Annotated in this window: 19 protein-coding genes; 10 read left to right on the top strand and 9 right to left on the bottom strand. The window is 41.6% G+C overall.

What is annotated here, in order from left to right; genetic code table 11:
- The first annotated feature begins 164 nt into the window (after window positions 1-164).
- The 3 genes from IEW93_RS04970 (at window position 165) to IEW93_RS04980 (ending at window position 2111) form a co-directional block, all read left to right on the top strand.
- Complete coding sequence (locus IEW93_RS04970; RefSeq protein ID WP_188737541.1) at window positions 165-521, top strand: YibL family ribosome-associated protein; 357 nt, start codon at window positions 165-167, stop codon at window positions 519-521.
- A 37-nt stretch (window positions 522-558) separates the two neighbouring features.
- Window positions 559-1167: a GTP cyclohydrolase II gene (ribA, locus tag IEW93_RS04975; protein WP_188737543.1), complete on the top strand. Its 609-nt coding sequence runs from the start codon at window positions 559-561 to the stop codon at window positions 1165-1167.
- A 155-nt stretch (window positions 1168-1322) separates the two neighbouring features.
- Entirely contained in the window at window positions 1323-2111 is a 789-nt protein-coding gene (locus IEW93_RS04980) for a hypothetical protein (RefSeq protein WP_223417167.1), read from the top strand.
- A 139-nt stretch (window positions 2112-2250) separates the two neighbouring features.
- Here IEW93_RS04980 and IEW93_RS04985 read toward each other — a convergent pair whose 3' ends face one another.
- The 9 genes from IEW93_RS04985 to suhB form a co-directional block, all read right to left on the bottom strand.
- Window positions 2251-2613 carry a VF530 family protein gene (locus IEW93_RS04985; protein WP_188737546.1) on the bottom strand — a complete coding sequence of 121 codons (363 nt, stop codon included), beginning with the start codon at window positions 2611-2613 and terminating at the stop codon, window positions 2251-2253.
- 109 nt (window positions 2614-2722) lie between these two features.
- The gene (locus IEW93_RS04990; RefSeq protein WP_188737549.1) at window positions 2723-4183 is read right to left on the bottom strand and encodes a carbon starvation CstA family protein; all 1461 of its coding nucleotides are present in this window, start codon (window positions 4181-4183) and stop codon (window positions 2723-2725) included.
- A 164-nt stretch (window positions 4184-4347) separates the two neighbouring features.
- Complete coding sequence (gene btsR, locus IEW93_RS04995; RefSeq protein WP_188737551.1) at window positions 4348-5058, bottom strand: two-component system response regulator BtsR; 711 nt, start codon at window positions 5056-5058, stop codon at window positions 4348-4350.
- On the bottom strand, window positions 5055-6731 hold the full coding sequence (locus tag IEW93_RS05000; RefSeq protein ID WP_188737553.1) for a sensor histidine kinase: 1677 nt from the start codon (window positions 6729-6731) through the stop codon (window positions 5055-5057). The genes btsR and IEW93_RS05000 overlap by 4 nt, the downstream gene beginning before the upstream one ends.
- Before the next feature lie 102 nt (window positions 6732-6833).
- Window positions 6834-7178: an SPFH domain-containing protein gene (locus tag IEW93_RS05005; protein ID WP_188737555.1), complete on the bottom strand. Its 345-nt coding sequence runs from the start codon at window positions 7176-7178 to the stop codon at window positions 6834-6836.
- Window positions 7165-7833, bottom strand: a complete 669-nt coding sequence (locus tag IEW93_RS05010) for an AAA family ATPase (protein WP_188737557.1) — start codon at window positions 7831-7833, stop codon at window positions 7165-7167. The genes IEW93_RS05005 and IEW93_RS05010 overlap by 14 nt, the downstream gene beginning before the upstream one ends.
- Window positions 7834-7937: 104 nt before the next feature.
- Entirely contained in the window at window positions 7938-8240 is a 303-nt protein-coding gene (locus IEW93_RS05015; protein ID WP_188737560.1) for a PilZ domain-containing protein, read from the bottom strand.
- A gap of 237 nt (window positions 8241-8477) precedes the next feature.
- Window positions 8478-8888: a phosphate-starvation-inducible protein PsiE gene (locus IEW93_RS05020; protein WP_188737563.1), complete on the bottom strand. Its 411-nt coding sequence runs from the start codon at window positions 8886-8888 to the stop codon at window positions 8478-8480.
- 159 nt (window positions 8889-9047) lie between these two features.
- The gene (gene suhB, locus IEW93_RS05025; RefSeq protein WP_188737565.1) at window positions 9048-9851 is read right to left on the bottom strand and encodes an inositol-1-monophosphatase; all 804 of its coding nucleotides are present in this window, start codon (window positions 9849-9851) and stop codon (window positions 9048-9050) included.
- Window positions 9852-10001: 150 nt separating this feature from the next.
- Here suhB and trmJ point away from each other — a divergent pair, with 150 nt between their 5' ends.
- The 7 genes from trmJ (at window position 10002) to hscB (ending at window position 14879) form a co-directional block, all read left to right on the top strand.
- On the top strand, window positions 10002-10724 hold the full coding sequence (trmJ, locus tag IEW93_RS05030; RefSeq protein WP_188737567.1) for a tRNA (cytosine(32)/uridine(32)-2'-O)-methyltransferase TrmJ: 723 nt from the start codon (window positions 10002-10004) through the stop codon (window positions 10722-10724).
- A gap of 17 nt (window positions 10725-10741) precedes the next feature.
- Window positions 10742-11563 carry a serine O-acetyltransferase gene (gene cysE / locus IEW93_RS05035; RefSeq protein ID WP_188737569.1) on the top strand — a complete coding sequence of 274 codons (822 nt, stop codon included), beginning with the start codon at window positions 10742-10744 and terminating at the stop codon, window positions 11561-11563.
- Between the two features lie 230 nt (window positions 11564-11793).
- Window positions 11794-12255 carry a Fe-S cluster assembly transcriptional regulator IscR gene (iscR, locus tag IEW93_RS05040; RefSeq protein WP_160054303.1) on the top strand — a complete coding sequence of 154 codons (462 nt, stop codon included), beginning with the start codon at window positions 11794-11796 and terminating at the stop codon, window positions 12253-12255.
- 82 nt (window positions 12256-12337) lie between these two features.
- Window positions 12338-13552, top strand: a complete 1215-nt coding sequence (locus tag IEW93_RS05045; protein WP_188737571.1) for an IscS subfamily cysteine desulfurase — start codon at window positions 12338-12340, stop codon at window positions 13550-13552.
- A 32-nt stretch (window positions 13553-13584) separates the two neighbouring features.
- Window positions 13585-13968: a Fe-S cluster assembly scaffold IscU gene (gene iscU, locus IEW93_RS05050; protein ID WP_188737573.1), complete on the top strand. Its 384-nt coding sequence runs from the start codon at window positions 13585-13587 to the stop codon at window positions 13966-13968.
- A gap of 14 nt (window positions 13969-13982) precedes the next feature.
- Entirely contained in the window at window positions 13983-14306 is a 324-nt protein-coding gene (iscA, locus tag IEW93_RS05055) for an iron-sulfur cluster assembly protein IscA (RefSeq protein WP_188737575.1), read from the top strand.
- Between the two features lie 48 nt (window positions 14307-14354).
- Window positions 14355-14879 carry a co-chaperone HscB gene (gene hscB, locus IEW93_RS05060; protein ID WP_188737578.1) on the top strand — a complete coding sequence of 175 codons (525 nt, stop codon included), beginning with the start codon at window positions 14355-14357 and terminating at the stop codon, window positions 14877-14879.
- The last annotated feature ends 55 nt before the right edge of the window (window positions 14880-14934 follow it).

A 14934-nucleotide genomic window follows, 5' to 3' on the forward strand; every position in this document is an offset into this window, starting at 1 on the left:
GTTATCTTTGTGGGAAGAAAAATTGTCTTAGTAGCCATATATGCGTAGTTTGGTTGTCGCATATTAGGTAGGTTTGGGTATATAATCTGCATCCGAAAAGGTGTTGTGAGGCATAGCTAAGTATCGCTTCTTCAATAACACACTAAAGTATTTAAGGTAACCAAATGAATTTAAAGCAAGAACTGCAAACATTAAATGACAAATTAGATAAGTTTCGTCGCAAATTAGCCGCGGCAGAACAGCGTGGTGATGCCACGGTTGTCATGCAGTTTAAGAAAGAAATTGCCACTGTCACTAAACGTATTGCCAGTGTAAAAGGTCAGCAAACTCGCGAGTTAAGCAAAGAGAGTGTTGCATTAAAAGCGCTTGGTTTTAAGCGTGCAATCACAAAAGCAGAACAGGCTGACATGGGTAAGTTGACTAAATCGGTTAAAGGTTTAGTTGTTGTGCACCCTTTAACGGCTCTTGGTCGTGAAATGGGCATTAAAGAAGTCACAGGCTTTGCTCCTACTCAGTTTTAATATTTTCTTTTACAGTTAGTTGTCGTAAGGTTAATTCATGTCGATAAAATATATCGCAACATCTAAATTACCCACTCCTTGGGGAGTGTTTGACATGCATGGTTTTGAAGAAACCGCTACAGGTAAAGAACATGTTGCGTTGACATTTGGTCAGCTTGATCCCACACAAGCGATGTTAGGTCGTATTCACTCAGAATGTTTAACGGGTGATGCTTTATTTAGTTTGCGTTGTGACTGTGGTTTCCAATTACAATCAGCGATGCAATCCATTGCCGAGAAAGGCCAGGGTTTTTTGTTGTATTTGCGTCAAGAAGGTCGTGGTATTGGCTTATTAAATAAAATCCGTGCTTATGAACTACAAGACGGCGGTGCTAACACGGTTGAAGCCAATGAACGTTTAGGCTTTGAAGCCGACATGCGTAAATACGACATGATAGCGCCTATGCTTAAACAAATTGGCGTAGAAAAAGTCAGCTTAATGACAAACAACCCTCGTAAAGTGATGGCCATGCAAAATGTGGGCATTGAAGTGGTTGAGCGTATACCATTGCAAGTGGGCAAAAACCGTTATAATGAGTCATATTTAAAAACCAAGTCTACTGAGCTTGGCCATATGATGTCTGAACATCATTTCAACGATGAATAGGAAAAACGAACCGTAATCTTATGGCAATGAAACCCGAGCGTCATCTTTGGCTTTTGGATTTATCACCATCGACTCAATCAAGGTTTTCTTTTTTGGCACCAAACCGCCTCGTTTTATCAGTCTGCGCTTTCATCGGCTATAGCATAAGTTGTCATGTGTTAGCCGATGAGCTCATCAGTTCAGAACCCGACGCTTCCCATTATGCGTTTGCTAATTATCTTGGCAGTGGTGTTTATCGTACGTCAGGCCAAAGTGCTGCCGTGGTTAATGTCCCTTTAGGCTTTGATTTAGAAGGGTCCGACAGCCATCTTCTTAAGTTTCGCTTATCGACTTCGTTTGGTTTTTTTGACTACTCTTTTAACGACTTGCCTGGTGGCAGTTTGCCTAAAAGTGTTGGTACACTGACCGTGACTCCCGGCATTGAATATCATTGGCTGGTGGACGAGAAATTGACTCTGGAGTCGTATTTTGATCTCGGGTATGGGCATAATTTCTCTACACACAGCCATGTGGGTATTTACTCAACAGGGCTGTCGAGTTTGTACCGCTTTGGCCCTGCGGAGTATAACCCTGTGTGGGTTAACCGCATTTATTATGCTGGATATAAAAGCAATCAAAATGACGGCACCGAAGGCTACTCAGTATTAAAAACCGGTGTAGATGTTGGGGTTAATTACGGTTGGCAGTGGGATGATATTTGGGTTGAGCCTCGGGTGTTTGTTGCAGGCCATTGGTATTTTAATCAATTAAAATTTGTGACACCCGTCGGCGAAGATGTGCTGACATCCTACACCTACGAAATAGGCACAACGTTGGCTTTTTCTAAACCGTTAACCTTTGCGGCCATTGGCCTAGACAGTGTCGAAATTGATCATTTTGGTTTGAGTTATCAAGTTGGCGGCGGGCTTAAAGTGTGGCGCTTAATATTTGGGTTTCCACTGTAAAGTAAGTGCTATTAATCAAACTGTGTTATTTCTATCCAAAAAGTGCTGAATTATTAGCACTTTTTGTCTAAGTTTTACCGATCAGGATAAAAAAATTATCAGAGATTGTTGAGTTGTCACATAATTAATGGAAATGGTATTAACCTTTGCCCCAAATATCAGCATTGACGGGCTTGGTCGGTTCAGCTGTTTTCGCTGAGGCTGATTTGTTAACTGGTTTAGATGTTTTTACGCCATGTTGAACCTTGATGGCGGGTTTGCGTGTGTCATCTTTTGGTGGTGGAAGTGGTAACTTATTCGTTTTAAGGTACAAGTATTCAACTTTGTCACGCGCCCAAGGTGTTTTTCGTAAAAACTTCAAGCTTGATTTAACACTTGGGTTATCTTTAAAACACATAATGTTGATTCTAGACGCTAATTCTTCCCAACCATATTTTTCAACCAGTTGGGTGACGATAGTTTCTAGCTTTATGCCGTGAAGTGGGTTATTTGCTTGTGTCATGGACCGTGCGTGCTCAATAAATTTGTCACTATTATACCCACATTAATGGCAAAGAGATATCAACACAAAACGGCAGCCAAGGCTGCCGTTTGTCATGAGAGGGAGAAAGTTATTGTTCGTTAGCTAAGGTGATGTTGTCTTCATCATCTGAATCAATATCGCCTTTACCTTTAGTTTTAATGATAATCAGCGCTGCAATTATTACTGTTGTGACAATACCGGCAAGGGTAGAAACGGTCATAGGCAAGCCTGCACCCAATGTAGATGAGTTCAGCATAAAGCTAATCACAACACAGGTCATAAACATCGCGGGTACAGAACAAATCCAGTGGAATTTATTATGCCGAAGTAAGTAGGCAGCTGCTGTCCATAGCATCAATACTGCTGTGGTTTGGTTTGCAACACCAAAATAGCGCCAGATAATACCGAAATCGACTTGAGTTAATACTGCACCGATTGCAAATAAAGGTAGAGCCAGCAAGAGGCGCTTTGGTAATTCAACTTGTTTGATGTTGAAGAACTCAGCCAAGATTAAACGAGCAGAGCGAAACGCGGTGTCACCAGATGTGATTGGAAGCACAATGACACCAAGAATAGCCAAGAAACCACCAAATGCACCAAGCAATCCGTTAGATGCTTCATAGACGACGTTAGCTGGGTTGCCTGCCATACCAGCATTAAGCCCTTCAACACCGCCAAAGAATGATAAAGCAATGGCACACCAAATCAACGCGATAACACCTTCACCAATCATGGCACCAAAAAACACAAAGCGACCATTTGATTCGTTTTCAACACAACGAGCCATTAATGGAGATTGGGTTGCGTGGAACCCTGATACTGCACCACATGCAATCGTAATAAATAGTGCAGGCCATAATGGCATGTCGTTAGGGTTAAGGTTAGTAAAGAAGTCACCCATTTCAAAGCCAGGTAACATAGTATGCTCAGATGACAGCATCAACGCGACAGTCAATCCAAGTGACATAAAGACTAAAAGTGCGCCAAAAAATGGGTAAAAACGACCGATGATTTTGTCGATTGGCACAATTGTGGCCACTAGGTAATAAACAAAAATAATGCCAACAAAGATGGCAACATCAAAGCCAGTCAACTTGCTTAGAAGACCTGCAGGTGCAGAGATAAATACCACGCCAACAAGTAATAGTAAGATAATGGCAAACAAATTCATAAAGTGTTTGGCATTTTTACCCAGGTATTTACCGGCTAAGTTAGGTACCGATTGCCCATGGTTACGAACCGATAGCATACCTGAGAAGTAATCGTGGACGGCACCAGCAAATATACAACCCAATACAATCCATAACATGGCAGCAGGACCATACAAAGCACCTAAGATTGGGCCAAAAATAGGACCCACACCAGCAATGTTTAACAATTGAATTAGATACACTTTACTCTTTGACATTGGCACGTAATCGACGCCATCAGTTTGAGTAAATGCAGGTGTTTTTCTTTGGGTGTTGATGCCGAATACTTTTTCGACAAAGGCCCCATAAATAAAATACCCACCGATGAGTAAGCCAACACAGAGTAGAAACCAAGTCATTTTTATATCTCCCCTTTTATTTAGTATCACAATTGTAAAGTGTTTAGGCGATTTAAAGGGGAGCATTGCAGTGACAGGTAGAATTGACTGCTTAAGCGGCAAATAGTGGGGATGAAATGTGTGGCTAGTTAAAAAGCGTGCGTTGCATCACTTAATTATATTGTCTATTGAAATCCAAGTAACTGTTTGAGCTCTTTAAGATAACGGCGTGATACCGGTACGTGAGTGCCACTGTGTGTTGTGACTTCAGCGCCAGTGTCGGTGATTTCTATTTCAGATATGGCGTTTGGCGACAACAGGTATTGTTTATGACAACGAAATAACGGCGTTTTTTCCTCAAGGGCTTTTAGCGTGAGCTGGGTGTGGGAAAACCCTTTACTTGAATGCACATGAATACCGCCCATATCACTCACAATAAATTCAACATCGGCAGTAGCGATAACTTTGAGTTTATTGCCTGTGTAGCACGGCAAGTGAGTGAGTTGGCTAGGTAATATATGTGTTATTGATTGTGGCGCCATATTACTGCGCACTTTATCTAGAGTTTGATTAAAACGATTTTCATCAATCGGTTTTAACAAATAGTCGAATGCATTGTTATCAAACGCTTTTACGGCGTATTCATCAAAAGCGGTAATAAATACGATTCGCGGCATTTGCTCTGGGTTTAACATGGCTATTAATTCCATGCCGCTGATCCTGGGCATTTGAATATCCACGAAAATTAAGTCCGGCTTTTGCTGGTTTATTTGCTGCAGAGCTTCGATGGCATTACCGCATTGGCCTAGCACGTTAAAGTCTGGATGTTTCTCGAGTAGGTAGGCCACTTCTTGGCGGGCAAATGGCTCATCATCAATAATTAAACACCGGATCATAATGTGCTCTTTTCAAGTGGGATACGAACCTGTACACACGTAAATTCTTCATCTTGGCTTGTGACTGTTATTCCATATTGTGTCCCAAACAGATTTTGTAGGCGCTTGTGTACTAAGTTCATCCCTAGACCTTCAGTATTGGATGCAGGGCTATACAGTCCTGCATTGTCGATGACTTTTAGGAGTAAATCATTGCCATCTGTGTTTGCTTCAACGTTAATTATTCCTGCTTCAAGCATGCGAGATGTTCCATGTTTTACTGCATTTTCAATTAATGGTTGCAGGGTAAAAGCGGGCATTTTGTGATGGTGATATACCTTGGGTATAGTAATACTTACCTTGAGTTTATCGATAAACCTTGCATGTTCAATGGCGAGATATGCATCAATGTGTTCGAGTTCATCGGCTAGGGTGACAAGTCCTGTTGTGCGTGTGAGGTTAATCCTTAAAAATTGTGACAATTGTTGTAGTAACTTTTTCGCCATTTTGGGATCACGATTAATAATGGCACTGATGGTATTTAAGGCATTGAATAAAAAATGAGGGTTGACTTGGGCTTGGAGTAACTTAATTTCTGCCTGCATTAACAGGCTTTTTTGTTGTTCAAAGCGTCCATATAGGATCTGATTTGATAATAATCTTGCTATACCTTCACCTAGGGTACGATTGATATTTAAAAACAGTTTGTTTTTAGGTTCGTATAACTTAATGGTACCTACCACTTCATCATTACTGCGCAGTGGAATGACCAAACTTGACCCCAAATTACAGTGTTTTGAAATTGAACAGGCATAAGTTGTGTCAACGCCATCGGCAAACATCACCTTATTTTGCGATATAGCATCTAAGGTGATCTTAGAAGAAATCGGGGTATTGGGAAGGTGGTGGTCTGCGCCAGTACCGATAAAGGCTAATAGTTTGTGTCGGTCTGTAATCGCGACAGCGCCTACGCGGGTTTCTTCTATGATTATTTTTGCCACTTTTTGGCTCGATTCTTCATTAAACCCTTTCGATAAAATGCCAACACTGCGCTCGGCAATTTTTAAGGCATTGGTTGAAAAGCTCGAGGACAGCTTATCGAACATGGTTTTTTGATCGCGCACTATGCTCATAAACATGGCCGCGCCTAATGAGTTAATTAACAGCATGGGAGGGGCAATAACATAAACCAATGCCCATGCTTGCTCAAATGGCTTTGCAATCAATAAAATAAGGCTCATTTGCAGCAGTTCGGCCACAAATGTCACCATAAAAACCCAGGCAGGGTTGTATAAGGACTCTTCTTTTCCTGCCTTTTTTAAATAATAACTGTATAACCCGGCTAGCAGCCCTTCTAAGGTGGTTGAAATAGCACACGCGATATCGGTAAATCCGCCCATAGAATAACGGTGCAACCCACCGGTGAGGCCGACAAAAAAACCTGTCACTGGGCCACCAAGTAGCCCGCCTAGTACCGCACCCATTGCCCGTGTGTTGGCGATAGCGCCAGTGGTTTGTTCGCCAAAATAGGTGGCCATAATACAAAAAAGTGAAAACACCACGTAAATAAAAAATTTGTGGGGTAAGCGTTTTGAACTTTCAGCAAATAGCTTAAAGAGCGGTGTTTTACTGACTAAATAAACAATAACCAAATACACGCACATTTGTTGCGTGAGTAATAAAATCAACGACATGAGTTCTCTCAAGGTAGCCATATCGGTTAGGTATCCTAACCGTGGTTTTGTAATGCTGCTAATTTAGCAGGCGTGAATAATATTAAGGGATATGGCGTGTGGTTAACGTGACGACTTACTCAATATGGTTAATTGGGCTGTGTCTTGTTGCTGATAAAATTCATCTATCAGTAATCGGAGGATTTTTGATTTGGCAACTTTAGTGGTTTTTGCGATTTCGTCGAGTTGAGCAATGCTTTTTTCGGTGAGTGTAAATGTGGCATGGCGATAAATTTTGGTGCTCTTTTTATCGAGCCCCTTTAGAAATTGTGCTGTAGTTTGGCTGGGCGCAGTTTGTCCAGATGATTTACCTAATGCATAGTTGTTAGCATCTTCAATAAAATCATCTACAGACACCTTTTTACGAGGGTCATTTGGTTTTTTGCGTTTAAGATCAGTTAAACTCATAGCGATTTTCTGGTGGTATAGCAAAAAGCTCATCAGCAATTGAGCGGATTTCCTCAGCGGCTTTGCCATCGGGTTCGATTTCAAGCACTGATGAACCGCTTTCTTCACTGTCATCATAAATATTACGGCTAAAGGTGACTGAATCTAGTGCTCGCAAACCAAATGATTGCACGACTTCTTTGGCTTCTAAAATACGTTTAACTTGTGAGGGCAGTGCAGGGCATTGAGTGATGACAATTGTGGCCACCATCTTGGGGTTAACCATTTTACAGGTGCTGAGCATGTCTTCCATGTGTGGTAAGGTTTTTAAATCTCGACGTTTTGGCCTTAATGGAATCACAACATACGTTGCAACAGACATTGCTGCCCGCATCGCTAGGTTGTCTTGGCCACCACAATCAACAATGACATAGTCGAAACGCTCGTCAAGACTTAATAAATCATTACGAATTTTACCGTACAGTTGAATGCAGTTAATGGCTTTGAGGCTAGGGTCATTGTTGCGAGCTTGGATCCAGTCAGAGGTTGTACGCTGTGGATCACAATCTACCATGAGTACATTAGCATCAAACTTTTGAGTGATATAAACCGCAAGATTTTGGGCTAAACAGCTTTTACCACTGCCGCCTTTTTCTCCACCAACAAGCAATATCATGTCTGGGTCCTCTCAGGTTTAAGCTTAAGTAACATAGCCAATCAGTGATGTACTTTTTATGAGTATAGAGCAGCCCCGTAAGACTGCATAACATATTCAATAAATTAAATTAATTGAAGTGCTACATGGTAACTATGGGGCGAGCATTCTGTACACCGACATACTTGCCCTTTAATAGTGTTTTGCTTTGGTGTGTTTTCGTTGAAGGTAATTGCGATTAAGTCACCTACTTTAAAGGCAGATTTATAATCCAATAAAACCCCTTTTCGGGCTAAGTCGATACAAATACCATAATCCTGGCAAGACTCACCTTGAGCGCTTATCCAATCTAAACGTATGCGCTCAGCTTCCATATCGACTCGAAGTGAACCACGTTTTTCGTCAAATCCTGTTGGCTCTTGGCCCATGTTGTCGCTCCTTGAAAATCAAAACACTAATAATGGCTATTTTTGCAGCTTGCTACTACTCATTCTATTGTTTGCTTCAGTCTATTACTTGCTACTGTTGCTACTAATTGCTTGCTACTGTTGCTACTAAGAGTCTATTGCTTGCTACTATTAATCTTATTGTTAGCACAATTACTTGGTTAAGCAAGGGCTAAGGTGAAGTTAATATGGTTTCGACTCGGTGGTAATCACGTGATGTTAATTGTCGTAATCTTGATTTTTCGGGTAAGGCATTTTTAACTGACCCCATCGAATCACAATAACGGTACACGCTAATAAGATAGTAGATAACGATATGGCCAAAATACGCCAATCTTCCATGCCTTTCATGTCTAAAATTAGGTATCGCGCTAATGCCACAATGGCAATGTACAGTGGCATGCGGATTGGCAGTTTGCCTGACTCAATGTAGTTAACTACCATGGCGAGCACTTCAAGATAAATAAACAGCAAGAGTAAGTCGGCTAATTCAACGGTGCGAATATGGATCATATGAAGGATTTCTTCGCCGATGGCAAATAAGGTAGCTAGAGCAATAATAAAGAGGACTAAATGTTCAATGCTCTTTAAGGATTTAATGCTTAAGTCTTTAGCTTTATATAATGGCATAGTTGATATCTGTCAGTTGATGAAGCAACATTATCGGTGACTTAAGCTCATTTGCACAGTGATCAAGTTCAACTTTAGTTTATTTCAGAGATAAAAAAAACGCGAAGGGCATAAAGCCATTCGCGGTTTTTAATTCTGTTTTGTCCAGGAGATATAAGCTTAGCGCTTTAACCCTTCGTTTAGTAACGGACGCATGGTTTTAACAAGCTGCGTGGTCACTTTTGGACTACCTGCAACAATATTACCCGATGCCATGTAGTTATGTGCACCCATAAAATCGGTTACAGTACCGCCAGCTTCACGACAAATTAAGTCGCCTGCTGCGATGTCCCATGGCTTAAGGCCAATTTCAAAGAAGCCATCTAAACGGCCAGCAGCAACGTAAGCAAGGTCTAACGCGGCAGAACCTGTACGACGTAAATCTGAACACATTGGGAAAACTTCAGCCAAAATAGCCATGTAGCTTTCGGTATGTTGACGCGCCTTGAAAGGGAATCCAGTACCAATAATGGTATTGCTAAGGTCGTTAACGTTAGTCACACGGATCCGGAAGTCATTGAGTTTTGCGCCTTTACCGCGCACAGCAGAAAACAACTCTTCACGAACCGGGTCGTAAACTACAGCAACTTCAATTTTGCCTTTATATTGAACTGCGATAGAAACCGCAAAGTGAGGGATACCACGAACGAAGTTGTTGGTGCCATCCAAAGGATCTACTATCCAAATGTAATCTTTATTGTCGCCACGGTTTTCACCGCTTTCTTCGCCCACAATCGTATGATCGGGGTAAGATTTACGAATTTGATAAGTAATAGTTGCTTCTGCTTCCTTGTCTACACTAGTCACAAAATCATTAATACCTTTACTACTAACCTCAACACGGTCAAGTTCAGTATAGGCGCGCATAATAGTTTGGCCCGCAGCGCGTGCAGCGCGCGTGGCAATAGTCAGCATCGGATGCATTGCAATCCCCTGGATGTTAAAGAACGAGTAAAATAGCGCCAGCATTATACTTAATTTAACGATTATATCAAATGCAGATTTTCATATAACGTAATAAACAACGACTGTGTTAAGATACGAGCAATATTTTTTGTTAAAAGAAAGTCGTAAATGCTCAGTAATATTCGTGTTGTTTTAGTTGGAACATCTCATCCTGGTAATATTGGCTCTACTGCCAGAGCAATGAAAACCATGGGCTTATCAAATTTATACCTTGCGGAGCCGCGCGTTGAGCCTGATGGTCAATCAATTGCGCTTGCTGCAGGTGCCTCAGAGATATTAAAAAACCTTACCACAGTTGACTCATTGCAAGATGCTATCGCAGATTGCAGCTTAGTGATTGCCACTAGTGCACGTAGCCGTACTTTAGATTGGCCAATGCTTGACCCAAGAGAGGCTGGTCAAAAGCTCACTCAAGAGTGTTTAAATGGTCCTGTTGCCATTGTGTTTGGTCGTGAGAATCATGGTTTAAGCAATGAAGAGCTACAGCAGTGTACTTATCATGTCGCGATACCTGCTAATCCAGAATACAGCTCGTTAAACCTAGCGCAAGCAGTACAGATTATTTGTTATGAAACCCGTGTGGCGCATTTAGCTCAAACTGAAGCGCCAGTCGTGACCGAGGAATACCCGTTAACCGTTGAACTCGAACGATTTTTTGTGCATCTAGAGTCAACCTTGTCTAAAACCGGGTTTGTGATAAAAAATCATCCAGGTCAAGTGATGACCAAGCTTCGCCGTTTATTTACTCGTGCGCGTATTGAATCGCAAGAAATGAATATATTGCGAGGCATTTTGAGTTCTGTTGATAAAAAAATGGACCAACAAGATTAATCCCTAAGGAATACACCATGGGCGTTATTGCTAGAATTAAAGAAGATATCGAATCGATTTATCATCGCGATCCTGCTGCAAACAGTACCCTTGAGATTTTATTTAACTACCCGGGTATGCATGCCATTTGGATCCATCGTGTGAGTCATAAATTGTGGTTGGCTAAATGGCATTTTACTGCACGTTGTTTATCGACGTTTTCGCGTTGGTTAACCGGTGTTGAAATTCATCCTGGAGCCACGATAGGACGACGCTTTTTTATTGACCATGGTATGGGGGTCGTTATTGGTGAAACCGCCGAAATTGGCGATGATTGCACGCTGTATCACAGTGTGACTTTAGGTGGTACCACCTGGCAAGCGGGTAAACGCCATCCAACATTGGGCAATAATGTGGTGATTGGTGCTGGCGCTAAAGTATTGGGCCCTATAACAATGCATGATGGTGCGCGAGTAGGTTCGAACTCAGTGGTAGTAAAAGATGTGGCAAGCGATCACACTGTAGTGGGGATCCCCGGTAGAGTGGTTGCATCACCCACTAACCAGTCAAAAGAAAAAAACGAGCGCCGCACCGAAATGGCCAAAAAGTATGGCTTTGATGCTTATGCTGTGTCGCCTGATAACCCAGACCCTGTAGCAAATGCCATTGGCCAAATGCTTGATCACATGCATTTAATGGACTCTAAAGTTCAGGAGTTATGCCAGGCGATTCAGCAAATGGGCGGTGATGTGTGTACTAAAAAGTTGCCAGAATTGAATGTAGATGCCTTTGATGAAGCTGAACGAAATGCTGCAAGTCATCGTAAACAAGAGATAGACCAATTTGACCCGAGCATTTGACGATTTCTAAGTCATTGTAGATTCAGGTCAAAAAAATGGCCGATATTGCGATTAATTACCTTATCGGCATTGAATCTTAGCGGATAAAAAGGTTAAATACCCCCGCGAAAAATGAAACCTTTTGTTATAAGAAATACCATAATACCTGAGTATTTTAGTAGGACTTATACTTGACTAATTTAGTCGGGTATGGTCAAATTACTGCATACTTTTTGGGAGCAGTACAAGTTATGAAACTTACATCAAAAGGTCGCTATGCAGTGACAGCTATGTTAGATGTTGCTATTCACTCAGCTGCAGGCCCAGTGCCGTTAGCCGATATTTCTGAAAGACAGGGTATTTCTTTGTCTTATCTTGAACAACTCTTCGCAAAGTTGCGTAAACATGGCCTAGTGTCGAGTGTTCGCGGACCGGGTGGTGGTTATCGTTTAGGCTTAGAAGCCGTCGATATTTCAGTGGGTATGGTCGTGCATGCCGTTGATGAATCTGTAGACGCCACTCGCTGTCAAGGACAAGGTAACTGCCAAAGTGGTACACGTTGCCTGACCCATTCTTTATGGGGCGACTTAAGTAAACAAATTTCTGAGTTTTTAGATGGTATTTCGCTTGCTGGCTTAATGCAAAAACGAGATGTTCAATTTATCTCGCTTAAGCAAGACGAAATGCAAAAGGAACATAGAGTGAGTTTGTAACTCTACTGTGTTGATTGATAAATAATTATTATTTGTACGTTGTATGTAGCCTCATCTGAGACTGCTAAGTACGGAGTGTGTTATGAAGCTTCCTATCTATTTAGATTATGCCGCAACAACCCCTGTAGATCCGCGTGTCGCAGAAAAAATGGTGCAACACATGACAATGGACGGTGTGTTTGGTAATCCAGCATCTCGTTCACATCGTTATGGTTGGCAAGCTGAAGAGGCGGTTGATGTTGCGCGTAATCAAGTTGCCGATTTAATTAATGCAGATCATCGTGAAATTGTATTTACCTCTGGCGCGACTGAATCAAGTAACCTTGCGATTAAAGGCATTGCTCATTTTTATCATAAAAAGGGCAAGCACATCATCACTAGCAAAACTGAGCATAAAGCGACATTAGATACTTGTCGTCAGTTAGAGCGTGAAGGTTATGAAGTCACCTACCTTGAGCCAGAAGCTAACGGCATTATTCCGATGGAACGTTTAGAAGCGGCCATGCGTGATGACACCATTTTAGTTAGCATTATGCATGTTAACAATGAAATTGGTGTGGTTCATGACATTAATGCCATCGGTGAGTTATGCCGTTCAAAAGGCATTTTCTTTCACATGGATGCTGCGCAAAGTGCCGGTAAATTACCTATCGATGTGCAAACCACAAAGGTTGATTTAATTTCGATTTCTGGCCATAAAATGTATGGTCCTAAAGGTATCGGTGCACTTTATGTTCGTCGTAAGCCTCGTATTCGTCTTGAATCGCAAATGCACGGTGGTGGACACGAGCGTGGTATGCGCAGTGGTACTTTAGCAACGCATCAAATTGTTGGTTTAGGTGAGGCTGCGGCTATCGCTAAACAAGACATGGCTGAAGACAGCGCACGTATCACCCGTTTACGCGACAAGTTATGGAACGGCATCAAGCACATTGAAGAAACCTATATCAATGGTGATATGGACCAACGCTACAGCGGTATCTTTAACGTAAGCTTCAACTTTGTTGAAGGTGAATCACTAATGATGGCGTTAAAAGACCTGGCCGTTTCTTCAGGTTCAGCTTGTACTTCAGCCAGTTTAGAACCGAGCTACGTTTTACGTGCTTTAGGGTTAAATGATGAAATGGCACACAGCTCAATTCGTTTCTCAATTGGTCGTTTTACTACCGATGAAGAAATTGAACATGCTATCAAAACGATAACTGAATCAATCGATAAGTTACGTGAAATGTCTCCTCTTTGGGAGATGTTCAAAGATGGTATTGATTTGAACCAAGTTCAATGGGCACATCATTAATCGTTTAACGACAAAGATTTAGGAGCAATATCATGGCTTATAGCGAAAAAGTAATCGATCATTATGAAAACCCACGTAACGTTGGTTCATTTGACAAAAACGATCCATCTGTAGTGACCGGCATGGTGGGAGCACCTGCGTGTGGCGATGTAATGAAACTGCAATTGAAAATCAGTGCAGATGGCATTATTGAAGATGCAAAATTTAAAACCTACGGTTGTGGTAGTGCGATTGCATCAAGTTCACTGGTAACCGAGTGGGTTAAAGGCAAAAGCGTTGACGAAGCAGCAACCATCAAAAATGCTGATATTGCTGAAGAGTTAGCATTGCCACCGGTTAAAATTCATTGTTCAATTTTGGCAGAAGATGCCATTAAAGCGGCAATTGAAGAGTATAAAACCAAACAAGCTAAGTAATGCCTGGAGTATAGATGGCTATTTCAATGACACCTGCGGCGGCAGACCGAGTAAAATCGTTTCTTGCTAACCGTGGAAAAGGCTTAGGTTTACGCCTTGGATTGAGAACATCGGGTTGTTCAGGTATGGCATATGTCATTGAGTTTGTTGATGAACTCAATGACGATGATGAAGTTTATACTATCGATGGTGTCAATATCATCATCGATGCTAAAAGCTTTATTTATCTGCAAGGTATTGAACTGGATTTTGTTAAAGAAGGCCTAAATGAAGGTTTCCAGTTCAATAACCCGAATGCAAAAGGTGAATGTGGTTGCGGTGAGAGTTTTACCGTTTAACCCTTAACTTTTGCCGTTTTATCGAAACAGTAAGCATGATATCTGCCAATGAATTATTTCGATCTGTTCAATTTAGAACCTGCCTTTGATATCGACACCGCCTTACTTGCAGAGCGTTACCGCGAACTGCAAAGGGCGGTTCATCCTGATAAGTTTGCTAATGATTCTGAGCAACAGAAATTGTTGTCGGTTCAGCGGACCTCGCAAGTCAATGACGGTTATCAAACCTTAAAAAATCCTTTGCGCCGTGCAGAGCACATGTTGAGCTTACGGGGCATAGAATTAAGCCATGAAACCACAACACTTAAAGATGGTGCATTTTTAATGCAGCAAATGGAGTGGCGTGAAGCATTAGAAGATATTCAACATAGCCAAGAGCCCCAAGAGCTAGTTGATGAATTATATGACTCTTTTGCTGAATTCGAAGCGACGTTATCCAAAAAATTAACTTCATTGCTCGCATCAAGCGATGAGGCTGATGCATTATTAGCTGCAGATCAAATTCGAAAGTTAAAGTTTATGGCAAAATTGCAAGACGAGTTAGCCCGTATTGAAGATGACTTACTGGACTAGTTCGTTAGACTTACATTCAAATTTAATGATTAGCGCTGCTAGTCAATAACACAAC

The organism is Shewanella inventionis, assembly GCF_014641855.1.
In the GTDB taxonomy this organism is placed as follows: Bacteria; Pseudomonadota; Gammaproteobacteria; order Enterobacterales; family Shewanellaceae; genus Shewanella; species Shewanella inventionis.

Excerpts from the sequence above, each read along its gene's own strand:
- IEW93_RS05005 (WP_188737555.1), bottom strand. The coding sequence starts at position 7,178 with ATGAGTTTAACTGATCTTAAACGCAAAAAACCAAATGACCCTCGTAAA.
- iscA (WP_188737575.1), top strand. The coding sequence starts at position 13,983 with ATGGCTATTTCAATGACACCTGCGGCGGCAGACCGAGTAAAATCGTTT.
- IEW93_RS05015 (WP_188737560.1), bottom strand. The coding sequence starts at position 8,240 with ATGGGCCAAGAGCCAACAGGATTTGACGAAAAACGTGGTTCACTTCGA.
- cysE (WP_188737569.1), top strand. The coding sequence starts at position 10,742 with ATGGGCGTTATTGCTAGAATTAAAGAAGATATCGAATCGATTTATCAT.
- suhB (WP_188737565.1), bottom strand. The coding sequence starts at position 9,851 with ATGCATCCGATGCTGACTATTGCCACGCGCGCTGCACGCGCTGCGGGC.
- iscU (WP_188737573.1), top strand. The coding sequence starts at position 13,585 with ATGGCTTATAGCGAAAAAGTAATCGATCATTATGAAAACCCACGTAAC.
- hscB (WP_188737578.1), top strand. The coding sequence starts at position 14,355 with ATGAATTATTTCGATCTGTTCAATTTAGAACCTGCCTTTGATATCGAC.
- IEW93_RS05020 (WP_188737563.1), bottom strand. The coding sequence starts at position 8,888 with ATGCCATTATATAAAGCTAAAGACTTAAGCATTAAATCCTTAAAGAGC.
- IEW93_RS05010 (WP_188737557.1), bottom strand. The coding sequence starts at position 7,833 with ATGATATTGCTTGTTGGTGGAGAAAAAGGCGGCAGTGGTAAAAGCTGT.
- IEW93_RS04970 (WP_188737541.1), top strand. The coding sequence starts at position 165 with ATGAATTTAAAGCAAGAACTGCAAACATTAAATGACAAATTAGATAAG.
- ribA (WP_188737543.1), top strand. The coding sequence starts at position 559 with ATGTCGATAAAATATATCGCAACATCTAAATTACCCACTCCTTGGGGA.
- btsR (WP_188737551.1), bottom strand. The coding sequence starts at position 5,058 with ATGATCCGGTGTTTAATTATTGATGATGAGCCATTTGCCCGCCAAGAA.
- IEW93_RS04990 (WP_188737549.1), bottom strand. The coding sequence starts at position 4,183 with ATGACTTGGTTTCTACTCTGTGTTGGCTTACTCATCGGTGGGTATTTT.
- trmJ (WP_188737567.1), top strand. The coding sequence starts at position 10,002 with ATGCTCAGTAATATTCGTGTTGTTTTAGTTGGAACATCTCATCCTGGT.
- iscR (WP_160054303.1), top strand. The coding sequence starts at position 11,794 with ATGAAACTTACATCAAAAGGTCGCTATGCAGTGACAGCTATGTTAGAT.
- IEW93_RS04985 (WP_188737546.1), bottom strand. The coding sequence starts at position 2,613 with ATGACACAAGCAAATAACCCACTTCACGGCATAAAGCTAGAAACTATC.
- IEW93_RS05045 (WP_188737571.1), top strand. The coding sequence starts at position 12,338 with ATGAAGCTTCCTATCTATTTAGATTATGCCGCAACAACCCCTGTAGAT.
- IEW93_RS05000 (WP_188737553.1), bottom strand. The coding sequence starts at position 6,731 with ATGTCGTTGATTTTATTACTCACGCAACAAATGTGCGTGTATTTGGTT.